Source organism: Streptomyces sp. NPDC001832, from assembly GCF_040297265.1.
Lineage (GTDB): Bacteria > Actinomycetota > Actinomycetes > Streptomycetales > Streptomycetaceae > Streptomyces.
Genome location: NZ_JBEOYU010000010.1, coordinates 18,999 through 40,089 on the forward strand (window position 1 = coordinate 18,999; position 21,091 = coordinate 40,089).

The 21,091-nt window shown below is 68.9% G+C and carries 14 protein-coding genes; 3 read left to right on the forward strand and 11 right to left on the reverse strand.

What is annotated here, in order from left to right; all coding sequences use genetic code 11:
• The 6 genes from ABT115_RS10950 to ABT115_RS10975 all read right to left on the reverse strand — a co-directional run bounded on the left by ABT115_RS10950 (position 1) and on the right by ABT115_RS10975 (position 8,466).
• Entirely contained in the window at positions 1–1,020 is a 1,020-nt protein-coding gene (locus ABT115_RS10950) for an HpcH/HpaI aldolase/citrate lyase family protein (RefSeq protein ID WP_351786708.1), read from the reverse strand.
• Positions 1,017–3,029, reverse strand: a complete 2,013-nt coding sequence (locus ABT115_RS10955; protein WP_351786711.1) for an ethylmalonyl-CoA mutase — start codon at positions 3,027–3,029, stop codon at positions 1,017–1,019. The genes ABT115_RS10950 and ABT115_RS10955 overlap by 4 nt, the downstream gene beginning before the upstream one ends.
• 1 nt (position 3,030) lies before the next feature.
• A complete protein-coding gene (ccrA, locus tag ABT115_RS10960; protein WP_351786714.1) occupies positions 3,031–4,500 on the reverse strand; it encodes a crotonyl-CoA carboxylase/reductase in 1,470 nt (489 codons plus the stop codon).
• Between the two features lie 360 nt (positions 4,501–4,860).
• Positions 4,861–5,658 carry a GNAT family N-acetyltransferase gene (locus ABT115_RS10965; protein ID WP_351786717.1) on the reverse strand — a complete coding sequence of 266 codons (798 nt, stop codon included), beginning with the start codon at positions 5,656–5,658 and terminating at the stop codon, positions 4,861–4,863.
• A gap of 125 nt (positions 5,659–5,783) precedes the next feature.
• Positions 5,784–6,599: a TetR family transcriptional regulator gene (locus ABT115_RS10970; RefSeq protein ID WP_351786719.1), complete on the reverse strand. Its 816-nt coding sequence runs from the start codon at positions 6,597–6,599 to the stop codon at positions 5,784–5,786.
• Between the two features lie 85 nt (positions 6,600–6,684).
• Positions 6,685–8,466, reverse strand: a complete 1,782-nt coding sequence (locus ABT115_RS10975; RefSeq protein WP_351786722.1) for a 3-hydroxyacyl-CoA dehydrogenase family protein — start codon at positions 8,464–8,466, stop codon at positions 6,685–6,687.
• A 340-nt stretch (positions 8,467–8,806) separates the two neighbouring features.
• Between ABT115_RS10975 and ABT115_RS10980 the strand changes: the two genes are divergently transcribed.
• The gene (locus tag ABT115_RS10980; RefSeq protein ID WP_351786725.1) at positions 8,807–9,379 is read left to right on the forward strand and encodes an adenylosuccinate lyase; all 573 of its coding nucleotides are present in this window, start codon (positions 8,807–8,809) and stop codon (positions 9,377–9,379) included.
• Positions 9,380–9,476: 97 nt separating this feature from the next.
• On the opposite strand, the gene ABT115_RS10985 is transcribed toward ABT115_RS10980, so the two are convergent.
• Positions 9,477–11,081 (reverse strand): alpha/beta hydrolase, encoded by a 1,605-nt coding sequence (locus ABT115_RS10985; protein ID WP_351786728.1) that lies wholly within the window; start codon positions 11,079–11,081, stop codon positions 9,477–9,479.
• Between the two features lie 272 nt (positions 11,082–11,353).
• Between ABT115_RS10985 and ABT115_RS10990 the strand changes: the two genes are divergently transcribed.
• Together ABT115_RS10990 and ABT115_RS10995 are read left to right on the forward strand one after the other, a co-directional pair.
• Positions 11,354–11,797: an SRPBCC family protein gene (locus ABT115_RS10990; protein WP_351786731.1), complete on the forward strand. Its 444-nt coding sequence runs from the start codon at positions 11,354–11,356 to the stop codon at positions 11,795–11,797.
• A gap of 187 nt (positions 11,798–11,984) precedes the next feature.
• On the forward strand, positions 11,985–14,447 hold the full coding sequence (locus ABT115_RS10995; RefSeq protein ID WP_351786734.1) for an MFS transporter: 2,463 nt from the start codon (positions 11,985–11,987) through the stop codon (positions 14,445–14,447).
• Positions 14,448–14,582: 135 nt separating this feature from the next.
• Here ABT115_RS10995 and ABT115_RS11000 read toward each other — a convergent pair whose 3' ends face one another.
• The 4 genes from ABT115_RS11000 to ABT115_RS11015 all read right to left on the reverse strand — a co-directional run bounded on the left by ABT115_RS11000 (position 14,583) and on the right by ABT115_RS11015 (position 20,985).
• Positions 14,583–14,987, reverse strand: coding sequence for a GntR family transcriptional regulator (locus ABT115_RS11000; RefSeq protein WP_351786737.1), 405 nt, complete (start codon positions 14,985–14,987; stop codon positions 14,583–14,585).
• A 46-nt stretch (positions 14,988–15,033) separates the two neighbouring features.
• On the reverse strand, positions 15,034–16,008 hold the full coding sequence (locus ABT115_RS11005) for an ABC-2 membrane transporter-related protein (protein ID WP_351786740.1): 975 nt from the start codon (positions 16,006–16,008) through the stop codon (positions 15,034–15,036).
• On the reverse strand, positions 16,005–16,949 hold the full coding sequence (locus tag ABT115_RS11010; RefSeq protein WP_351786742.1) for an ABC transporter ATP-binding protein: 945 nt from the start codon (positions 16,947–16,949) through the stop codon (positions 16,005–16,007). The genes ABT115_RS11005 and ABT115_RS11010 overlap by 4 nt, the downstream gene beginning before the upstream one ends.
• Positions 16,950–17,166: 217 nt before the next feature.
• Positions 17,167–20,985, reverse strand: a complete 3,819-nt coding sequence (locus ABT115_RS11015) for a S8 family serine peptidase (RefSeq protein WP_351786745.1) — start codon at positions 20,983–20,985, stop codon at positions 17,167–17,169.
• Positions 20,986–21,091: the final 106 nt, after the last annotated feature.

The following is a 21,091-nucleotide window of genomic DNA, read 5'->3' on the forward strand; positions in this document are numbered from 1 at the left end:
TCAGGCCTCCGGCGCTTCGAACTTGGAGGTGCGCTGCATGCCGGCTGCGCGGCCCTTGCCCGCGATGACGAGTGCCATCTTGCGGCTCGCCTCGTCGATCATCTCGTCGCCGAGCATCGCCGAGCCCTTCTTACCGCCCTTCTCCGAGGTGCACCACTCGTATGCGTCGAGGATCAGCTCGGCGTGGTCGTAGTCCTCCTGCGACGGCGAGAACACCTCGTTGGCCGCGTCGACCTGACCGGGGTGCAGCACCCACTTGCCGTCGAAGCCCAGCGCCGCCGCGCGGCCCGCGACCTCGCGGTACGCGTCCACGTCACGGATCTGCAGGAAGGGGCCGTCGATCGCCTGGAGGTCGTGTGTACGGGCCGCCATCAGAATGCGCATCAGAATGTAGTGGTACGCGTCCGCGCCGTACCCGGGCGGCTGCTGTCCGACGACCAGGGTCTTCATGTTGATCGACGCCATGAAGTCGGCCGGGCCGAAGATCAGCGTCTCCAGGCGCGGCGAGGCGGCGGCGATGTCGTCGATGTTCACCAGGCCCCTGGCGTTCTCGATCTGCGCCTCGATGCCGATCCTGCCGACCTCGAAGCCCATCGTCTTCTCGATCTGGGTCAGCAGCAGGTCGAGCGCGACGACCTGCTGGGCGTCCTGCACCTTCGGCAGCATGATGCAGTCGAGGTTCTGGCCCGCGCCCTCGACGACCGTGATCACATCGCGGTACGTCCAGTGCGTCGTCCAGTCGTTGACGCGGACGGCCCGGGTCTTGCCCGTCCAGTCGCCGTTGTTCAGCGCGTCGACGATGGTGTGCCGGGCGCCCTCCTTGGCGAGGGGAGCGCAGGCATCCTCCAGGTCCAGGAAGACCTGGTCGGCGGGGAGGCCCTGGGCCTTCTCCAGGAACCGCGGGTTCGAGCCGGGCACTGCCAGGCAGGAACGGCGCGGACGCAGGCGGTTCGGGAGGTGCGCGGCGGAGTCGCTCCCTGGAAGGGTGGTGGCGGGAGACGGGTGGGCGAGGTGGGTCATGCGGAGACCTCCAGAGGGTCGAGCTTGTTCGCTTTCCGGATCTCGTCGACGATACGGCCGATGATCTCCGTGATACCGAAATCCTTCGGTGTGAATACGGCGGCGACGCCGGCTCCGATCAGGGCGGCGGCATCGGCGGGCGGAATGATTCCGCCCGCGATCACCGGGATGTCGGCGGCACCCGCCTCGCGCAGCCGGGTGAGTACGTCGGGGACGAGTTCGGCGTGCGAGCCCGACAGGATCGACAGGCCGACGCAGTGCACGTCCTCGGCGAGGGCGGCCGTGACGATCTGTTCGGGGGTCAGCCTGATCCCTTGGTAGACGACCTCGAAACCGGCGTCACGGGCGCGTACGGCGATCTGCTCGGCGCCGTTGGAGTGTCCGTCCAGGCCTGGCTTGCCGACCAGCAGCCGCAGCCGTCCGGCGCCCAGGTCGGCCGCGGTGCGGGCGACCTTCTCACGGACCAGGGCGAGCGGTGTGCCGGCCTCCGCGGTCACCGCGACCGGGGCGGACGAGACGCCGGTCGGAGCCCGGAATTCGCCGAAGACATCGCGCAGCGCCCAGGACCACTCTCCGGTGGTGACACCCGCGCGGGCGCACTCCACGGTCGCTTTCATCATGTTCTCGGTGCCCGCGGCGGCCTTCTTCAGCGCGGCCAGCGCGTCGGTGGCACGGGCCTCGTCGCGGTTGTCGCGCCACTCGTGGAGGGCTGCGCTGACCCTGGCCTCATTGGCGGGGTCGACCGTCATGATTGCCTCGTCGAGGTCCGCGGTGAGCGGGTTCGGTTCCGTCGTCTCGTAGATGTTGACGCCGACGATCTTCTCCTCACCGCTCTCGATCCGGGCCCGGCGGGCGGCGTGCGAGGAGACCAGCTCGGACTTCAGATAGCCGGACTCGACGGCCGCCATGGCGCCGCCCATCCGCTGGATCCGGTCGATCTCGGCGAGCGAATCGGTGACCAGCTCGTCCACCTTGGCCTCGATGACATGCGATCCGTCGAAGATGTCCTCGTACTCCAGCAGATCGCTCTCGTGCGCGAGCACCTGCTGGATACGGAGCGACCACTGCTGGTCCCAGGGCCGGGGGAGACCCAGCGCCTCGTTCCAGGCCGGCAGCTGGACGGCCCGGGCGCGGGCGTCCTTGGACAGGGTGACGGCCAGCATCTCCAGGACGATGCGCTGGACGTTGTTCTCCGGCTGCGCCTCGGTCAGGCCGAGCGAATTGACCTGGACGCCGTACCGGAAGCGGCGCTGCTTGGCATCGGTGATGCCGTACCGCTCGCGCGTGACCTGGTCCCAGATGCGGCCGAAGGCGCGCATCTTGCACATCTCCTCGATGAAACGGACGCCCGCGTTCACGAAGAACGAGATCCTGGCGACCACATCGCCGAACTTCTCCTCGGGCACCTGGCCGGAGTCGCGCACGGCGTCGAGGACGGCGATGGCCGTCGACATGGCGTACGCGATCTCCTGGACCGGGGTGGCTCCCGCCTCCTGCAGGTGGTAGCTGCAGATGTTGATCGGGTTCCACTTCGGGATGTGGTTGACCGTGTACGTGATCATGTCGGTGGTCAGCCGCAGTGAGGGACCCGGCGGGAAGACGTGTGTCCCGCGTGAGAGGTACTCCTTGACGATGTCGTTCTGCGTGGTGCCCTGGAGCCTGGTGGCGTCGGCGCCCTGTTCCTCGGCAACCACCTGGTAGAGCGCCAGCAGCCACATCGCGGTGGCGTTGATTGTCATCGAGGTGTTCATCTGCTCCAGAGGTATGTCCTGGAACAGCCGGCGCATGTCACCGAGGTGCGACACCGGCACACCGACCCGGCCGACCTCGCCGCGGGCGAGGATGTGGTCGGGGTCGTAACCCGTCTGGGTCGGCAGGTCGAAGGCGACCGACAGGCCTGTCTGACCCTTGGCGAGGTTGCGCCGGTAGAGCTCGTTGGACGCCTCCGCGGTCGAGTGACCGGCATACGTCCGCATGAGCCACGGGCGGTCCTTCTGGCGGCCCGTCATGTCAGGCATTCCTGCTGTGCTCGTCGGTCCGCTCCGCTGACGCGTCCCGGCTGTGCTTATTGGTCCGCTCCGCTGACGCGTCCCGGCTGTGCTTATTGGTCCGCTCCGCTGACGCGTCACGGAACAGGTTGATGGCGTCGATGTGCTTCTCGCGCAGCTCCTCGTCGCGCACGCCCAGACCCTCGCGCGGCGCCAGCGCCAGGACGCCTACCTTGCCCTGGTGGAGGTTGCGGTGGACGTCGTACGCGGCCTGACCGGTCTCCTTCAGGGAGTAGACCTTCGACAGCGTCGGGTGGATCTTGCCCTTGGCGACCAGCCGGTTGGCCTCCCATGCCTCGCGGTAATTGGCGAAGTGCGAGCCCACGATCTTCTTCAGTGACATCCACAGGTAGCGGTTGTCGTACTCGTGGTTGTAGCCGGACGTCGAGGCGCAGGTGACGATCGTGCCGCCTTTGCGGGTCACGTACACCGAGGCACCGAACGTCTCGCGGCCCGGGTGCTCGAAGACGATGTCCACGTCCTCGCCGCCGGTGAGTTCACGGATGCGCTTGCCGAACCGCTTCCACTCGCGCGGGTCCTGGCTGTGCTCGTCCTTCCAGAACTTGTAGCCCTCGGCGTTGCGGTCGATGATCGCCTCAGCGCCCATCTTGCGGCAGATGTCCGCCTTCTGCTCGCTGGAGACGACACAGATCGGGTTGGCCCCACCCGCGAGGGCGAACTGCGTGGCGTAGGAACCGAGTCCGCCGCTGGCGCCCCAGATCAGCACGTTGTCGCCCTGCTTCATGCCGGCGCCGTTGCGCGATACGAGCTGGCGGTACGCGGTGGAGTTGACCAGGCCGGGAGCCGCGGCCTCTTCCCAGCTGAGATGCTGGGGCTTCGGCATCAGCTGGTTGGACTTGACGAGCGCGATCTCGGCGAGGCCGCCGAAGTTGGTCTCGAAGCCCCAGATGCGCTGCTCGGGGTCGAGCATCGTGTCGTTGTGGCCGTCCGAGGACTCCAGTTCGACCGAGAGACAGTGCGCGACGACCTCGTCGCCCGGGTGCCAGGCGTTGACGCCGGGGCCGGTGCGCAGGACGACGCCCGCGAGATCGGAGCCGATGACGTGGTACGGGAGGTCGTGGCGCTTGGTGAGCTCGCTGAGCTTGCCGTAGCGCTCCAGGAACCCGAAGGTGGCCATCGGCTCGAAGATCGAGGTCCACACGGAGTTGTAGTTCACCGAGCTGGCCATGACGGCGACCAGTGCCTCACCGGGCCCGAGCTCGGGCACCGGAACCTCGTCGAGATGCAGTGACTTGCGGGGGTCCTTGTCGCGGGTGGTGAGCCCGGCGAACATCTCCGTCTCGTCCTTGTGCACGGTCACCGCGCGGTACGACTCGGGGATGGGCAGGGCCGCGAAGTCTGCGGCTGTGACCGCGGCGGAGCCGCTTTTCGATTCCGTCTGCGATTGGATCGCGTCCAGGATTTCCTTCACGGTGGGCCTCCGGCGGATGGGGGCGCTGAGGGAACACTTGAGAGTCCCTACGAGCTGAGGGGGAGCAGTGTGGTGTGGAGGTGCTGCCGTCGGTCCGGCTGGTAAGGCTTCGGCTTGCTCTGTGGAGCAGAAGGTTTTGCCTGTGACGCAGGCGTCCGGGCGCGCAGGCACATGGCTTGCGGGGACAGCCGGCGTACGTGAGATCTCAGCACGCCGGCCGCCCGGACAACTTCAACGTATGGCACTCTGTGACACCTGGCAAGGCACTGCGTGCCAACAATTTCTCTCACTTGTCACCCGCGGGGCACGCATGAGCAACATGAGAGGTGTTTCGCGTTGATCTGTTCTGAGGTCGTCCGGTCAGCGAGAGGGCCGGTACACGTACGGAGTCGTGGTGCTCAGGGACAGGAATCCGAGTCGCTGGAGGATCGGGCTGCTCTGGTCTGAGGCGTCCACCTGAACGTAGCCGTAGCCGCGCTCCCCGGCGATCCGGGCCCGGAAGGCGACCAGGGCGCGGTAGATGCCCCTTCCCCGCCACGCCTCGACCGTTCCGCCGCCCCAGAGCCCCGCGAAGCCCGTGCCCCGGTACAGCTCCATTCTGGCCGAGCTCACCGGCTCGTCGCCGGCCATGGCGAGGACGCCGACGAAGCTGTCCGGGTCCTCGGCCAGCCTGGCCAGCACCTGATGCCGCAGCCGCGAGCAGTCCGAGCCGAATGCCTGCTCATGGGCGCGGGCCATCAGCTCCACATCGTCCGCGTCACTCACGGTGCGCAGCCGGACGCCCTCGGGGAGATTCACCGTCGTCGAGAGGTCGGCCACCGGGGCGACCAGCAGGGTCTCCGGCTCCTCCGCCTCGAAACCGGCCGCCAGGAGCCGCTCCGCCAGATCCGCCGGCCGGTCGTGCGCGTACAGCTTCCATTCGAACTCGTCGTGTCCGAGCGCCGTGTAATGGGCCACCTGTGCCGCGATCGCGGCGTCGGCCCGTACGGGATCCAGGTCCGGGGCCGACCAGATGACACCGTTCCAGTCGTCGGCCGCACCGACTTGCCGTACGACATCATCGGTGCGCTCGACCTGGACACCAGGGCCGTCGGGCCGGGCATGTTCGCGCATCTCACGGTCGAAAAGGGTCAGAAGTGTGTCGCGATCACGATTCATCCGCACACCACAGCACCGGGGTGCGGGTGCGGCAACCAGATTTCCGGTGCGGGCGGCGAACCGGGCCCGTCAGGCAAGCCGGGACGGAACGGCCGGCCAGGCGGTTTCCGGCCGGCACGCCCCGTTCAGCGGTTCTTGAGCGCCTGCTGGATCGTGCGCATCACGTCTTCGAGCGGCGCGTCCGTCCGCGCCACCGTGACGAGTACCTCGCCCTGGGACGTCACCGAAGCGGCCGGCTGCTTCGCCGGCTCGGTGCCGACGATCCGGCCCGCGCCGATGCCGGTTCCGAACGTGTCGCGGACGATCGAGAAGGCGTGGTCGAGCTGGGTCTCCACATCGCCCTCGCCGCCCGCCCGCAGCCAGCGGCGCAGTACATGGTTGTGCGCGGTGACGACGGCGGATGCCGCGACCTCCGCGAGCAGCGGGTCGTCATTGCCGACATGGTGGTCGCGCTCGTCGAAGTGGCCCAGCAGATAGCGCGTGAACAGCCGCTCGTAGCGGGCCACCGAGGCGATCTCGGCCTCGCGCAGTGTGGGGACCTCACGGGTCAGCTTGTAGCGGGCCACGGAGACCGCGGGCTTCGCCGCGTACATCTTCATGACTTCCTTGATGCCGCGGCAGACCGTGTCGAGCGGGTGCTCGTGCGCGGGGGCGGCATTGAGCACGGCCTCGGCCCTGACGAGGGTGTCGTCGTGGTCCGGGAAAATCGCCTCTTCCTTGGAGCGGAAGTGCCGGAAGAAGGTCCGCCGGGCGACTCCCGCGGCGCCCGCGATCTCGTCGACCGTCGTTGCCTCGTACCCCTTCGTGGCGAAGAGTTCCATTGCCGCGGCGGCCAGTTCGCGGCGCATTTTGAGCCGTTGGGCGGCGGCGCGGGTGCCTGCGGCACTCTCCTGGGTGTCGGGCGCGGCGGAGACACGGGGGGACCTGGCGGGCTGGGACATGGTGTGAACGTACTGCATCGGTGCAGGGGAATGCGCCTGCGGGGGCGGGCCGTCCGAAGGATCGAGCAGCCCGCCCCACCCCGGCTCAGCGCCGGGCATATTCGCGGAAGCCGCGCCCCGTCTTGCGACCGAGGCAGCCGGCGGCCACCAGATGTTCGAGCAGCGGCGCCGGGGCCAGGCCCGGGTCGCGGAACTCGCTGTGCAGCACCTTCTCGATGGCGAGCGAGACATCGAGACCGACGACGTCCAGGAGCTCGAACGGGCCCATGGGGTAGCCGCCGCCCAGCTTCATCGCGGCGTCGATGTCGTCGAGGCTCGCGTAGTGCTCCTCGACCATCTTGATCGCGTTGTTGAGGTACGGGAACAGCAGCGCGTTCACGATGAAGCCGGCCCGGTCCCCACAGTCCACCGGGTGCTTACGGACCTTGACGCACACCTCGCGGACGGTGGCGTGGACATCGTCGGCGGTGAGCACCGTACGGACGACCTCGACCAGCTTCATCGCGGGCGCCGGGTTGAAGAAGTGCATCCCGATGATGTCCTGCGGACGCGAGGTGGCCCGCGCGATCGCGACGACCGGCAGTGACGAGGTGGTGGTGGCGAGCACCGCGCCCGGCTTGCAGACCTTGTCCATCGTCCCGAACAGCTGCTGCTTGACCGACAGGTCCTCGGCGACCGCCTCGACCGCGAGATCGACATCGGCGAAGGCGTCCAGCGAACCGGCCGCGGTGATCCGGGCCAGAGTCTCCTCCCGCGCCTCGGCCGTCAGCCGCCCCTTGGTGACGGAATGCTCCAGCGACCTGGCGATCCGGCCCTTCGCCGTGTCCGCCTTCTCCTGGCTGCGGGCGGCGAGTACCACCTCGTAGCCGGCCTTCGCGAAGACCTCGGCGATTCCCGAGGCCATCGTGCCGGAGCCCGCGACACCCACCGACCGCACCGTGCGCCCGCCGGCAGCCGACGCACTGTCCTGCGGCGTCAGCGCGTCCGGCACCACGGTCTGGCTGCCGGTTTCCGCGTACGTGTAGAAACCGCGGCCCGACTTGCGGCCGGTCAGTCCCGCCTCGCTGAGCTGCCTGAGGATGGGGGCCGGGGCGTGCAGCCGGTCGTGCGACGCGGAGTACATCGCCTCCAGGACGGTACGGGCGGTGTCGATCCCGATCAGGTCGAGCAGGGCGAGCGGGCCCATCGGCAGGCCGCAGCCCAGCTTCATCGCCGCGTCGATGTCCTCACGGGAGGCGTAGTTCGCCTCATACATCGCGGCAGCCTGGTTGAGGTACCCGAACAGCAGCCCGTCGGCGACGAAGCCGGGCCGGTCTCCGACCGCGACCGGCTCCTTGCCCAGGCTGCGGGCGAGCTCGGTGACCGCGGCGACGGCCGACGGCGCGGTCAGTACCGAGGAGACCACCTCGACCAGCTTCATCGCGGGCGCCGGGTTGAAGAAGTGCAGACCGAGCACGCGCTCGGGGCGCAGCGATTCGGCGGCGAGCCGGGTGACCGACAGGGCGTTGGTGCCGGTCGCCAGGATTGCGGTGGGGGAGACGATCGCGTCGAGCTCCCGGAAGAGCTGCTGCTTGATCTCGTACGACTCGGGCACGACCTCGATGACCAGCTCCGCCTCCGCGGCGGCCTGGAGATCACCGAAGGTACGGAACCGGGCGAGGACGTCGCTCCGCTCCTCCTCCGTGATCCGTTCGCGTCGCACGGCGCGGGCGGTCGCGGCTTCCAGGGCGGCGACGGCCTGACGGGCGGCCGCGTCGCTGATGTCGATACCGATGACCTCGTGGCCGGCGCGGGCCAGGACTTCGGCTATGCCGGTGCCCATGGTGCCGAGACCGACGACGGCAATGGTGCTGAGTGGGGTGTCCATCACGGGACTCCAGTGAATGAGTGACGACTGTGAGGAGCACGGCGCGCGCTGAAAGGGCGAACTGGCGCAGGGCGTGCGGTAATTGCGTGTCGTGATGCTCAGGGCCGAGGCGCGATGAGCGCGCCCGGACCGGGAAGGGGCGACGGACTCTGTCCCGGAGTCACGTCTCGCAAAGCTGCCGAACCGACAAGCACTCCGGGTGGCTGCGTCACCAGGCCACCGGAGCCGGCGGGGAGTGTGTCCCGCTCACATGAGCTTAACTGGTGGGTAACGAGCGTGCCAGCCCCGGGTCGCTGTGGTTCGGCTCACACTCACTGTCATCGCCGCTACGCTGACGGTCATGGACGAGGAGTTCCGGTCGCTCACGGACCGGCTGGCGGACGAGGCGGGGGAGTCGGCGGCGTACCGCCAACTGCTCGCCACCGACGACGACGAGGAACTGGCCCGGGTCCTCGAGGAACGCGAACGCCCGCTCTGGGCGCGAGAGATCGCCGCGTTCCGGCTCGGCTGCGGCGGTGACCGACGGGCCTTCGAGGCGCTGGTCCTGCTGCTCAACCACCGCGACCCGGAGCGCTGCGTCTGTGCCGCCCACGCCCTGCTGCGCCTCGGCGACCCCCGCACACCCCGGGCCGCCGCCGCCCTGGCGACGAACACCCTGCGCACCGCCTACGCCCTGCACCCGGTGCGGCTGCTCACCGCCCTTCGGGCCCCGGAGTCCGTACCGGCGCTGATGAGCACCCTGGAGCGGCTCCTGGCCCCGGACGATCCGCACTGGCGGGTGGCGCTCGCCTGCGTGGAAGGGCTCGGACAGCTCGGGGACGAAGCGGCCCGCCCGCTCCTGGAGGCGGCGCTGCCGCACCCGAGGCTGGGCGGCGCGGCACGGGATGCGCTCAGCCGCCTGCGGGGGGCCTGAGAGCGCGGATCCCTGTGGTCCATATCGTCAATACGGGCCATCCTGGCGCATACGGCAGGATGGCCCGTACGTCAATCCGGACCGGCCTCGTGGGCCGTCAGCCGCGGAAGCCGAGCAGGCCGTGCAGGGTGCTGCCCCTGGTCCCGGAATCCGTTCCCCCGGCCGACTGAGCCGCCGCCCTGCCGCTCAGCGGCTTCGGGTCGGGGGACTTGGCGCACACCGCGTCCGCGTCGGCCCAGCTGCCTCTGCCGCGTGGGACGGTGCCCTTGGCGAGATAGTCCGCCAGATAGCTGTCCAGGCAGTCGTTGCCACTCAGTGTGATGCCGTGATTGCCGCCGCCCTGCTCGACCACCAGGCTGGAGCCGCGCAGCTTGCGGTGCAGAGTGACTCCGCCCTCGTACGGCGTGGCCGCGTCCTCGGTGGCCTGGAAGAGCAGTGCCGGCGGCAGGCTGTTGTTGGAGACCTGTACCGGGTTCAGCGGCTCCACCGGCCAGTCGGCGCACGGGGCGTTGTACCACGTGTTGTTCCAGGTGAAGAAGCGTGCCTTGTCGTGCACCTTCCAGCTGTCGTTGCGCCAGGTGCTCCACTGGAGAGGCCACTGCGTGTCGCGGCACTGGACGGCCGAGTAGACCGAGTACCCGTTGTCGGCCTTCGCGTCGACCGCGCCGAACTTCTGGTACGCCTTCACAAGCGTGTCCTGGTCGTGGTCGTTCACATACGCCGCGAACGCGTCGGCCAGATAGGGCCAGTAGCCGTTGTAGTAGCCGCCGGGCAGGAAGGTGTCCTCCAGCTCGCTCGCCCCGACCTTCCCGCCCGCGGGGTTCGCCTTGACGGCGGCACGCATCGCGTACCAGGCATCCTCGACCTTCGCCGGGTCGCTGCCGAGCCGGTACATGGTGTCGTGCTTGGCGACCCAGGCGGCGAACGCCTTGTGGCGGGCGTCGAAAGCGTAGTTCTGGCCGATGTTGTCCTCGTACCAGACGCCCTCCGGGTCGACGTTCGAGTCGAGCACCAGGCGCCGCACCCGCTCCGGGAACAGCTTGGCGTACACCGCGCCCAGGTAGGTCCCGTACGAGTACCCGAAGTAGTTGAGCTGCTGGGAACCGGTTGCCTGCCGGATCACATCGAGGTCCTTAACGGCGCTGACCGTGTCCATGTAGGGCAACAGATCCGGGTACTTCTCGCCACATGCCGCCGCGAACGAGCGGGCCCGGTTCCGGTTGGCCGCCTCGACCGCGAGCGAGTCCGGCACCGAGTCGGGACGCAGCGGATCGAAGTACTTCGGTACGCAGTCCAGCGCGGGCTCGCTCTCGCCGACGCCGCGCGGGTCGAACCCGATCACGTCGTACTGCGCGGCAACCGACTTCGGCAGCGAGGACGCCACGAAGCCGGCCAGCGACAGGCCGCTGCCCCCGGGACCGCCCGGGTTGACGAGCAGAGGGCCCTGGAAGGTTTTCGCGGTGTGCGGGATCCGGGACAGGGCGAGCGTGATCCGCCGACCCGACGGATCGTCATGATCGAGTGGAGTACTGACCGATGAGCACTGCATCGTCGGGTACGACTTGGTGCCGCAGTCGGTCCAATCGAGCTGCATCGCGGTGCGCTGCCAACCGGTGTCGGCGGTTGCCGGGGACGGGGCGGCGGTCACCAGACCGGCGACCGTCGCACCGACGGCGAACAGAATTCCTGGACGTTTCGTCATATGGCCTCCCGTGGTGGGGGAAAGACGGCTACGCGTGGCGCAGCCCCCGCCGCATGCTCCCCATAATTGAGCCAGGAAGGACATGTTCTGCTGAGAGTTGACCCGTTTGCCCGCGTCGGCCGCGCCGGGCCCTCCCGTTTTGGAACCGCCGGGCCGGAGCGGGGTCAGCCGGGTGAGCTCGGCCCCCTACTCCCCGACCTGGATTTTGAGCGGCGTCCCGAAGGTGATTGGCTCAGCACACCCCCGAACAACCGAGTGCTGGAGGAACATCCATGGCGCAGGTCGAGGCCACGACAGAGCGAGTCATCGCGGCGGACGCGGAGACGGTGTTCGACGCGCTGGCCGACTACCAGGAGATCCGGGGCAAGGTGCTGCCCGGACAGTTCAGCGAGTACGAGGTGCGCGAGGGCGGTGACGGCGAGGGCACCCTCGTCCACTGGAAGCTCCAGGCCACCAGCAAGCGGGTGCGCGACTGCCTGATGGAAGTCACCGAGCCCACCGACGGCCGGCTCGTGGAGAAGGACCGCAACTCCTCGATGGTCACCACCTGGACCGTCACTCCAGCCGGTGAGGGCAAGTCCAAGACGGTCGTATCGACCGTCTGGAAAGGCGCCGGCGGTATCGGTGGATTCTTCGAGAAGACCTTCGCTCCCAAGGGACTTGGGCGGATCTACGACGAGCTGCTGAAGAACCTCGCCACCGAGGTCGAGAAGTAGCTCCACGCTCTCTTGACCGGCCTCACCGGTTCGGGTGGTTTTCTCGGCCCGTCGGTTGTGCGCCGTAGTGGCTCCCACCGGGGGCTAAGCCCCCTGAGTGCGCTGCCAGCGCCCCCCGTCGTGTTTGCCCTCCCTCATCACGCAGTGCGAGAAATGGGCGGCGCAGATGCGACGAGGGGAGCGGCACGTGGTGGGTGGGATCACTCTGTTGGAGGACGAGCCGAGCGGTGCGGGGGCCACCGAGGCGACGGCCACGCCGCCCTCGCCGCTCCCTGTCGCGGAAAAGGCGGAAGAAGCGGAAGAAGCCGCCGCCGTCGCGCCCTCCGCCGTACCGGAGACCACCCCCCGCCACATCCGGCTGATCTTCCTCGGGCTGATGCTCACGCTTCTGCTCGCGGCGCTCGACCAGATGATCGTCGCCACCGCACTGCCGAAGATCGTCGGTGAGCTTCACGGTCTGGAGAAAATGTCCTGGGCCGTTACCGCGTACCTCCTCGCCTCCACCATCGGACTGCCGATCTACGGAAAGCTCGGCGACCTCTTCGGACGCAAGGGCGTCTTCCAGTTCGCGATCGTCGTCTTCGTCATCGGCTCCGCGCTGGCCGGCTGGTCTCGCACCATGAACGAACTGATCGCCTTCCGTGCCGTCCAGGGCATCGGCGGCGGCGGGCTCATGATCGGTGTCCAGGCGATCATCGCGGATGTCGTGCCGCCCCGGGAACGCGGCCGGTTCATGGGGCTCATCGGAGCCGCCTTCGGCGTCGCCTCCGTGGCGGGCCCGCTGCTCGGCGGCTTCTTCACAGACCATGCCTCCTGGCGCTGGTGCTTCTACATCAACGTCCCGTTCGGTCTGGTCACCCTCGCCGTCATCACTGTCGTACTGAATCTCCCCAGGCCCACCGTCCGGCCCCGTCTCGACATCCTTGGCGCGCTGCTGCTCGCGGCCGCCTCCACCTGTCTGGTGCTGCTGACCAGCTGGGGCGGTACGGAGTACGCCTGGGGATCGCGTCCCATCCTGGGACTCGCAGCCGGAGCCGCCGGAACGGCCCTGCTGTTCCTCGTCGTCGAGCACCGGGCAGCCGAACCGGTCATTCCGCTGCGGCTGTTCCGTGACTCGATCTTCAATGTCACCGCACTTGTCGGCGCGGTGGTCGGCGTCGCACTGTTCGGCGCCGCCAGCTATCTGCCGACATTCCTGCAGATGGTCGACGGCGCCACGGCCACCGAATCCGGGCTGCTGATGCTGCCGATGATGGGCGGCATCGTCGGCGCGTCCATCGTCTCCGGTCAGCTGATCTCCCGCACCGGCCGCTATCGCGTGTATCCGATCCTCGGCAGCGCCGTCTCGGTGGTCGGCATGTGGCTGCTCTCCCTGCTTGGAACCGACACCCCGCGCCTCGAATACAGCATCGCGCAGGCCGTGCTCGGCATCGGGATCGGCCTGGTAATGCCGGTACTGGTGCTCGCCGTGCAGAACTCCGTGAAGCCCGCCGACCTCGGCGCCGCCACCAGCGCCAACAACTACTTCCGGCAGATCGGCGGCAGCGTCGGCGCCGCCGTCTTCGGGACGCTCTTCGCGGGCCGTCTCGCGGACGCGCTCGCCGTCCGCCTGCCGTCCGGCGCCGACCTCCCCGACCCCGAGTCGATTACCCCGCAGCTGGTCCATGTCATGGAGCCCGCGCTGCGCGACAGTTACATCCAGGCGTACGCCGAAGCGATGCCACGGATCTTCCTCTACCTCGTGCCGGTGCTCGCGCTCGGCCTGTTCTTCGCCTTCTTCCTCAAGGAGAAACCGCTGGTGTCCCACCACAGCCCCGAAACCGCCGCCGAGTCCGCACCGATCCCCGCCGCCCGCACCACCGCTGCGGCTCCGCCGCCGCCCGTGTACCTGTCCGGTGTTCCGGTGTGCGGCAGCGTCCAGCACCCCGACGGTACGAAGGTCCCGCGTGCCGCCCTCACCCTCATCGACGTCCAGGGACAGCAGGTCGGACGGGGCGCGAGCGGGGACGACGGGCGGTACGCGCTGAGCGTGCCCGGCGCCGGTTCGTACGTCCTCATCGCCGCGGCCGGCGGCCACCAGCCGCAGGCCGTCAGCGTCACCGTGGGCGAACGGCCCGTCGAGCTCGATGTGGTGCTCGGCGGTGCGGGACGCCTGGCCGGAACCGTCGTCACCGCCGACGGCATCCCGGTGCGCGATGCCGCCGTCACCCTCACCGATGTACGCGGCGAAGTGGTCGCGTCCACCCGCAGCGGCCGCGAAGGCGGTTATGTGATCACGGAGCTGGTGGCCGGCGAGTACACCCTCGCCGCCAGCGCCCCCGCCTTCCGGCCCGCCGCGCTGCCGGTGAGTGTGCAGGCCGCCAGGGAGACCCGGCAGGACATCGAACTCGCCGGTGGAGCGGTGCTGCGCGGCGTCGTACGGGCGAGCGGCGGGCGGCTCGTCGAGGATGCCAGGGTCACGCTCCTGGACGCGGCGGGCAATGTGGTCGACACGCTCACCACCGGGCCCGACGGCGCATTCCGGTTCGTGGACCTGTCCACCGGTGAGTACACGGTGATCGCGGCCGGTTATCCGCCGGTGGCCACCGTCCTCCAGGTCGCGGGTGGCGGACGGACCGAACGCGACCTCCAACTGGGTCACGAGGACTGAACCGTGCCGAGGAACGCCGGGCCGGCCGGTGGCTTCACCGGCTAGTGCCGCGACGGGGCGAACGTTGCCTGTCGCGGCACTAGGCCCGGCTGCGCGGTTTCTTACTCCTCGGTGCGAGGAGTACGAAACCGCCCCTCAGCGGTCCGTCTCGGACGGATACACCGCCGCATAGGCCGAGCGGAACAGGGCGGTGACCTCCTGGCCGCTGAGACCCTGAGACCGCGCCTCGTCCAGCCACTGGGCGAGCGAGGCGCGCAACGGGGAGTCGGGTCCCTCCTGCGCCGGGGCGAGGGACCGGGTGATGAAGGTGCCTGCTCCCTGCCGGACCTCGGCCAGGCCCGCGCGTTCCAGCTCGCGGTACGCCTTGAGGGTCGTGTTCGGGTTGACCTTGGTCTCCGCCGCGACCTGCGCGGCGGTGGGCAGCCGGTCGCCCTCCTCCAGGGCACCCATTCGCAGAGCCTGTTCGACCTGGCGCACGATCTGGAGGTACGTCGCCACTCCGCTGCGTCTGTCGATTCGGAATACGACCACATTCTTCACCTCCCTTATGAACTGCCGAAACGATACGTACCTGCGGCGGAATGTCCTAAAGGGGGCTCCGGGAGACCCGCCACAGAGTGAACGCCGTGAGCACGGCGGTGGCCGCGAGCAGGATGCCCGCTCCGGTCCACTGCATGGACGGCATCTGGTCGTAACCGAGATACTCGACGACGTTGTTGACGATGCCGTGCTCCTTGATGCAGGCGTCCGAGGCCGCTTCGGTGGTCTTGGCGCACAGCCCCCAGCCGTAGCGATGGCCGTCGGCGGAGCCGATCCAGCGGTCCAGCTCGAGCGACTCGTTCAGCCGTGCGGGCATGTCGCCGTCGAGCGGGTAGGTGAGCATGCGTGACGGCGCGAGATATGCGCGCATCTCGCCCCAGACGACCTCGACGATCGCGGCGAAGACGAACGTGACCACCATGGACGCGAGGACACGGCGCAGCAGCATGCCGATGGTGACGCCGGCGGCGGTCAGGAAGAGACAGAGCGCCGGGAGCACCGGACCGGTGTTGTCGAAGATCGGCCCCTCCGGCCACAGGCTGGGGAACACCGAACGGTAGGGCTTCCACCACCAGGTGAAGAACGCCGAGAGCACCGCGCCGGACACGACCGCGGCGGCGTAGCACCAGATGAGCTTCGTCGCCAGCCAGCGACGGCGGGACACGGACTGGGTGGTGACCAGCTGTGCGGTGCCGTGCTCCTGATCGCCCGCGATCAGCGGGGCGCCGAGGAAGACGGCGAGGATCACGGGCAGCCCGCTCAGGGCCGTGAGGGTGAGACCGAGTGCCTTCGAGTCGAGCGTCGGCTGCGCCGGCTCCTTCTCCGGCCAGCCGGCCGCTTCGAGGGTCTGGCTCATCCGGCCTTGCTGGTACGCGATCCAGATCGAGCCGAGGACCATCACGGCGAGCACGGTGAGCAGCGCGGTCCGGTGCTGACGTACGACGAGCCAGCTCAGCCCGTGCAGCAGACGGGGTCCGGGCGCCCGTCCGGTTCGGGACGTCTCGGTCAGGGTGGCGCTCATGAGGTGTGAATCCCTTCGGCCTCGATACGGGCACCGGGTGTGAACAACGGGGGCGCGGCCGACGAGCGGAGATGCGCCAGCAGCACTTCCTCCAGGCTGGGTTCGGCGACCACCCAGTCACCCGACAGCGGGCCGTTCGGTCGCACCAGCGCGTGGAACTGCCTGCCCTGGACACGGGCTTCGACCACCGTGTGGGGAGCCAGCGAGGCGGCCGGGTCCCCGCCGGTGGCGAGTCCCGTGACCAGCGCGTGGGCCGGGACGAGGGCGTCCGCGTCGCCCGCCATCCGGATTCTGCCCTCGGCGAGGACCAACAGGTAGTCGCACATGTCCTCCAGCTCGGACAGCAGGTGCGAGGACATCACCACCGTGGTGCCGCGCTCCACGGCCTCCGACATCAGGAGGGTGCTCATGTCGTGGCGGGCCAGCGGATCGAGGTCGGACATCGGCTCGTCGAGCAGCAGCAGGTCGGGCCGCTTGCCGAAGGCGAGCGCGAACGCGACACGGGTGCGCTGACCACCGGAGAGAGTGCCGACACGGGCGTGCATCGGCACCTGGCCCGACCGCACGATCCGCTCCGCCGCGGCCATGTCCCAGCCGGGGTTGATCTCGCTGCCCAGACGCAGCGTCTCCGCCACGGTGAACCGCTTGAACAGCGGTTTGTCCTGCCCGAGGAAGGCGAATCTCGGCATCACCGCGGGATCGTCCACCGGCACGCCGAAGATGTTGAGTTCACCCTCTGTCGGCTGCACCTGTCGGGTCGCGAGTCCCAACAGGGTGCTCTTCCCTGCCCCGTTGGGGCCGACGAGACCGCAGATCCGCCCGGCCGGCAGCCGGAACGAGCAGTCGCGCAGCGCCCAGCCGCGACGGTAGCGCTTGCCCAGGCCGCGGGCCTCCAGCGCCCAGGCGCCGGACGCGCCTCCCGGAGTGAATGCGTCTGCCATGCACTTCACCTCAATTCCATTAGTCAATTAATGGAATCATGGTCTTGGTGAAGGGGGACTGTCAAGGAGGCGCCGCCGGGCCCGTGCGCCCCGGGGCACCGGGGTACCTGGTATGCACCTGTTCGGAGTGTGTGGCGCTTTCGACCAAAAAATGCGCCCCTGGCACAAGGGCGTGCCTTGTGCCAGGGGCGCGGTCAGGAAAGGGCTGCCGTGAGGGTCAGCGAACGGCGTAGGCCCTGATCAGGGTCTGCTCGATCTTGCTGCCGTTGGTGTCCTGTGCCTTGACGCGCAGGGACACGTAACCCTTTGCCGGGTTGCTCACGGACACCTCGTAGCTGCCGTCGCTCTTGCTCTTGACCTTCGCGGGCTGCCAGGTGGCACCGTCGTCGGCGGACGCCTCCACCTCGACCCCGTCGATGTCCGGGGTGGCGCCGTTCTGGAGGAGGAACGAGAGGTCGAACTGGTAGGTGTTGCCGCCCGGGGTGGTGTTCTCCGCGTCCAGGTCCAGGCCGTACCTCGGCCAGAGCAACGCCAGATCCTCCTTGCCGTCCGCCGGCCGGGCGGACTTGAAGGTCCACGCGGTGCTGGCCTTGGTGGACAGCGGGAACCACGCCGGGTGCTCGGTGTCCATGGTGATCCGGTAGGTCGCCGGGTCGGGGCTGACCGGCAGCGTCGTGAGGCTGTACCAGCCCTGCTCGTTGAGGAGCTTGCCGTCCTGGTACAGCCGCACCGTCGACGTGGTGCCGTTGTCGCCCTGGAAGTAGGCGTAGTGTCCGGGCTGGCTGTCGCTCATCTCCTGCATGTTGAGGGTGACCTTGTCACCGTCGCGGAACGCGAGGGTGCTCTCCGGTCCGGGCGGGCCGTTCGTAGCGCCCAGCCAGGTCTCCTCGCGCTGCTCGCCCGGGCTGTAGTTGCGGATGAGGTCCCTCATGGTGGTGATGATGTCCTTGCGGTCCGGGTAGACCGTGTGGATCCACCGCATGTCCTTCATCGTCGACCACTTGCTGCCGGTGGAGTACCACTCCTCCCGGTCCGTCGGCGCGTCGTGGAAGTCCACGAGCTGGGTGATGAAGGTTTCTCCCGGGCGGACCGCCGAGGTGGTGTCGCCGATCAGAGTTCCCTTGGTGCCGCGGTAGTGGGACTTCACCACGGCCGAGTTCTCCGTGGTGACCGCGTCGGTGGGGTCGGCCGGAATTCCACCAGGAACCATCAGCGCGATGTTGTACACATAGGGGTGGTTCCCGATGCCCTGCAGGTTGATCTGCGTGGGACCGTCGGCCATCCGGTCGAAGAGCACCGCGCCCTCGTCCTGGGTGAGGGTCCAGGCCGGGATGGCAGTGCCGGTGACGCGCGGCACGATGGTGGCGTAGACGCCGGGCCGGTCGTTGACGATGACCGCTGCCTTCGCACCGGCACCGGCCACAGCGGCGATCTGGTCGACAACCTTCAAGGTGGCATCGCGGGTGACGACCGCGAGCTTGCCATCGAGGTCCTTGCCGGCCAGGTCCTCCGGCCGCCCCGTGCCGGCGTTGACCGCCTGGAGCGTGCTGGGGCCGTACAACTGGGCCGCATAGGTCACCGGCTTGAGCGGGAGCGCGCCTGCCTGCCCTGCAATGGACGCCTGGATCACCGGCGAGTACCTGCGGTCCTGGAAGTTGAACTCGAAGCTGCCGTCCGTCACCGGCGCGGTGGGCACCACATAGGCGTGCTTCGCGAACAGGCTCGACGCACCCTTCATGTAGTCGATTCCCCGCTTGCCGGGGAGGCTCTGGCGGTACCCGAGCTTGTGCTGGCTCGACTCGGACTCCTTGGGCGTCGAGACCTTGACCTCCTTGCCCAGCCGGGCGTCCATCGTGATCGTCCGGTCCGCCTTCAGATCCACCACGGGCTCACCGGCAAGCGTGTTGCTCACGGCCACGCCCGTGGCCTTGTCCTTCGTGTACACGATGCCCATGACGGAGTAGCGACCCTGCGGCACCGCGATGGTCTTGGTTCCGCCCTGGGGGAAGACCTGTTGGGCGACGCCGTTGTCCAGGTCGAACACCACGAGTTCGCCGGACGCCGGGTCTCCGTTCCGGTCGATCGTGTTGAGAGTGAGGTCGACGGTGGGCACGTCCTTCGTGGCGCCGACGGTGGTACGGATCGCGGTACCGTCGGCCGCGGTGGCGGTGATGATCCCGGTGTAGTCGCCCACGGCGCCGAGCTCGGGGTGGTAGGTCACCGTCACACTCGCGGTGGAGTTCGCCGGGACCGTCACGCTGTCGGCGCTGAGCGTGAACATGCCGTCCGGCGGGGGCGCCGTTTCCCCGAGGCTGAGCAGGCGGAGCGACAGCGTGGTGTCCGCCGCGGAGGTGTTGACGTAGTCGATCGTCTTGGTGACCGGCGCGCTCTCGGCCGACTTCTTGCCCATGCTGACGACGGCGGGGCTGGAGTACGTCGTGGCATCGATCGCCTTGGGCACGTCGACGCGGCCGTTACCGCCCTGGTAGGCGTTGTACGAGCCCTGCTTGGCGGTGCTGACCAGCACCTGCTTGAGCCGGTCCGCGGTCCAGTCGGGGTGGCGCTGGGCGAGAATCGCCGCGGCGCCGGACACGTGCGGGGTGGCCATCGAGGTGCCGTTGGCCGAGGTGTAGTTGGCGTCGACCGGGGTGCCCATCGTGGTGCCGGCGGCGCGGGCGGCGACGATGCCCACGCCCGGTGCGGTGATCTCCGGCTTGACCGCGAAGGTTTCCTTGAGCGGGCCGCGGCTGGAGAAGTTCGCGAGCTGGTCCTGCTTGTTCACCGCGCCGACGGTCAGCGCGTCCTGGGCGGCACCCGGCGAGCTCACGGTCCCCTTGCCCGGGCCTTCGTTGCCGGCCGCGATGACGAACAGCGACCCGGAGGACTCGGTGAGCTGGTTGACGGCCTGGCTGATCGGGTCGGTGCCGTCGCTGGGGATCGAACCGCCCAGGCTCATGCTGATGACGTCCGCGCCCTGGGCCGCCGCCCACTCCATGCCGCCGATGACCCCCGACTCGGAGCCCGAACCGGCCGTGTTGAGGACCTTGCCGATGTACAGGTCGGCGCCCGGCGCCACACCCTTGAGCCTGCCACCCGACGCGGCACCCGAGCCGGCGACGGTCGAGGCGACATGCGTGCCGTGGCCGTGGTGGTCGACCGCGTCGGGGTCGTCGGTGAAGTTCTGCGTCTTCTTCACCCGCCCCGCCACATCGGGGTGGTCGGGGTCGATACCGGTGTCGAGGATGGCGACCTTGGTGCCGGTGCCGTCGTAGCCGGCCGCCCACGCCTCCGGGGCGCCGATCTGCGGCACACTCTGGTCCAGAGCGACGCGCACCGGCTTGTCGAGCCAGAGCTTCTTGAGGCCACCGGCGAGCTTCGGTGCTTTTGCCGCGCCGGCGCTGTCGTCGTCGACCGCCTCCCAGAACGTCGCCGCCTTCTTCTTGCCGGCGTGCAGCGCCACCGCGTTGGCACTGGGCAGCTCGTCCTTCTTCACTGAACCGGCCGGCGCGGCCTTCTCGAGCGCCTTGCCGGCCTTGCCCGGCGCGCCCCCGTAGGTCGCGATCAGCGGTACGGCGGAACGGTGCGCGTCGTCGTAGCCGTACTCGACCAGCTTGGTGACGTTGAACAGCTCACGGTCGAGCTCGTTCGCGGCGAGGTAGGGCTGTGCCTTCTCCGGGATGACATAGACCTCGTCACCCACCTTCATGCTGGTGAACGCCGCCGGAGTGCCGTCGGCCGCGGGCTCGACCGTCGCCGCCTGGAAGCCGTTGGCGTGACGTTCCAGGGTCACCACCTCACCCGTGACGAGGGTGAGCTTGTGTGTGGCGACAACGGGGCCGTTCTGCTGCGGCTGGCTTGCCCGGGTGGCCGGCGCATCGGCGGCGGCGATGGCGGGGATGCCGAGTGTCCCGGCCACGCAGGCCGTGGCCAGCAGCGCCGTGAGCGCGCGATGTGGGCGGTGTGGTAAGCGCCGGAGTATGGGGATGGTCAGGTGGACCGGGAGCCTGGATGCCCCGGCCGGTGGTGACTGTCTCATGCGGCAACGACCTTTTCTGAGGGGAGAATGCGCGCGGATACCGCAGGGTTGCAGGGATTTCGCATCGCGCCGAATGGCTGCGGATGCATGTGGTGGGTGCCGGCCA

Excerpts from the sequence above, each read along its gene's own strand:
- ABT115_RS10950 (WP_351786708.1), bottom strand. The coding sequence starts at position 1,020 with ATGACCCACCTCGCCCACCCGTCTCCCGCCACCACCCTTCCAGGGAGC.
- ABT115_RS10955 (WP_351786711.1), bottom strand. The coding sequence starts at position 3,029 with ATGACGGGCCGCCAGAAGGACCGCCCGTGGCTCATGCGGACGTATGCC.
- ABT115_RS10965 (WP_351786717.1), bottom strand. The coding sequence starts at position 5,658 with ATGAATCGTGATCGCGACACACTTCTGACCCTTTTCGACCGTGAGATG.
- ABT115_RS10970 (WP_351786719.1), bottom strand. The coding sequence starts at position 6,599 with ATGTCCCAGCCCGCCAGGTCCCCCCGTGTCTCCGCCGCGCCCGACACC.
- ABT115_RS10975 (WP_351786722.1), bottom strand. The coding sequence starts at position 8,466 with ATGGACACCCCACTCAGCACCATTGCCGTCGTCGGTCTCGGCACCATG.
- ABT115_RS10980 (WP_351786725.1), top strand. The coding sequence starts at position 8,807 with ATGGACGAGGAGTTCCGGTCGCTCACGGACCGGCTGGCGGACGAGGCG.
- ABT115_RS10985 (WP_351786728.1), bottom strand. The coding sequence starts at position 11,081 with ATGACGAAACGTCCAGGAATTCTGTTCGCCGTCGGTGCGACGGTCGCC.
- ABT115_RS10990 (WP_351786731.1), top strand. The coding sequence starts at position 11,354 with ATGGCGCAGGTCGAGGCCACGACAGAGCGAGTCATCGCGGCGGACGCG.
- ABT115_RS11005 (WP_351786740.1), bottom strand. The coding sequence starts at position 16,008 with ATGAGCGCCACCCTGACCGAGACGTCCCGAACCGGACGGGCGCCCGGA.
- ABT115_RS11010 (WP_351786742.1), bottom strand. The coding sequence starts at position 16,949 with ATGGCAGACGCATTCACTCCGGGAGGCGCGTCCGGCGCCTGGGCGCTG.
- ABT115_RS11015 (WP_351786745.1), bottom strand. The coding sequence starts at position 20,985 with ATGAGACAGTCACCACCGGCCGGGGCATCCAGGCTCCCGGTCCACCTG.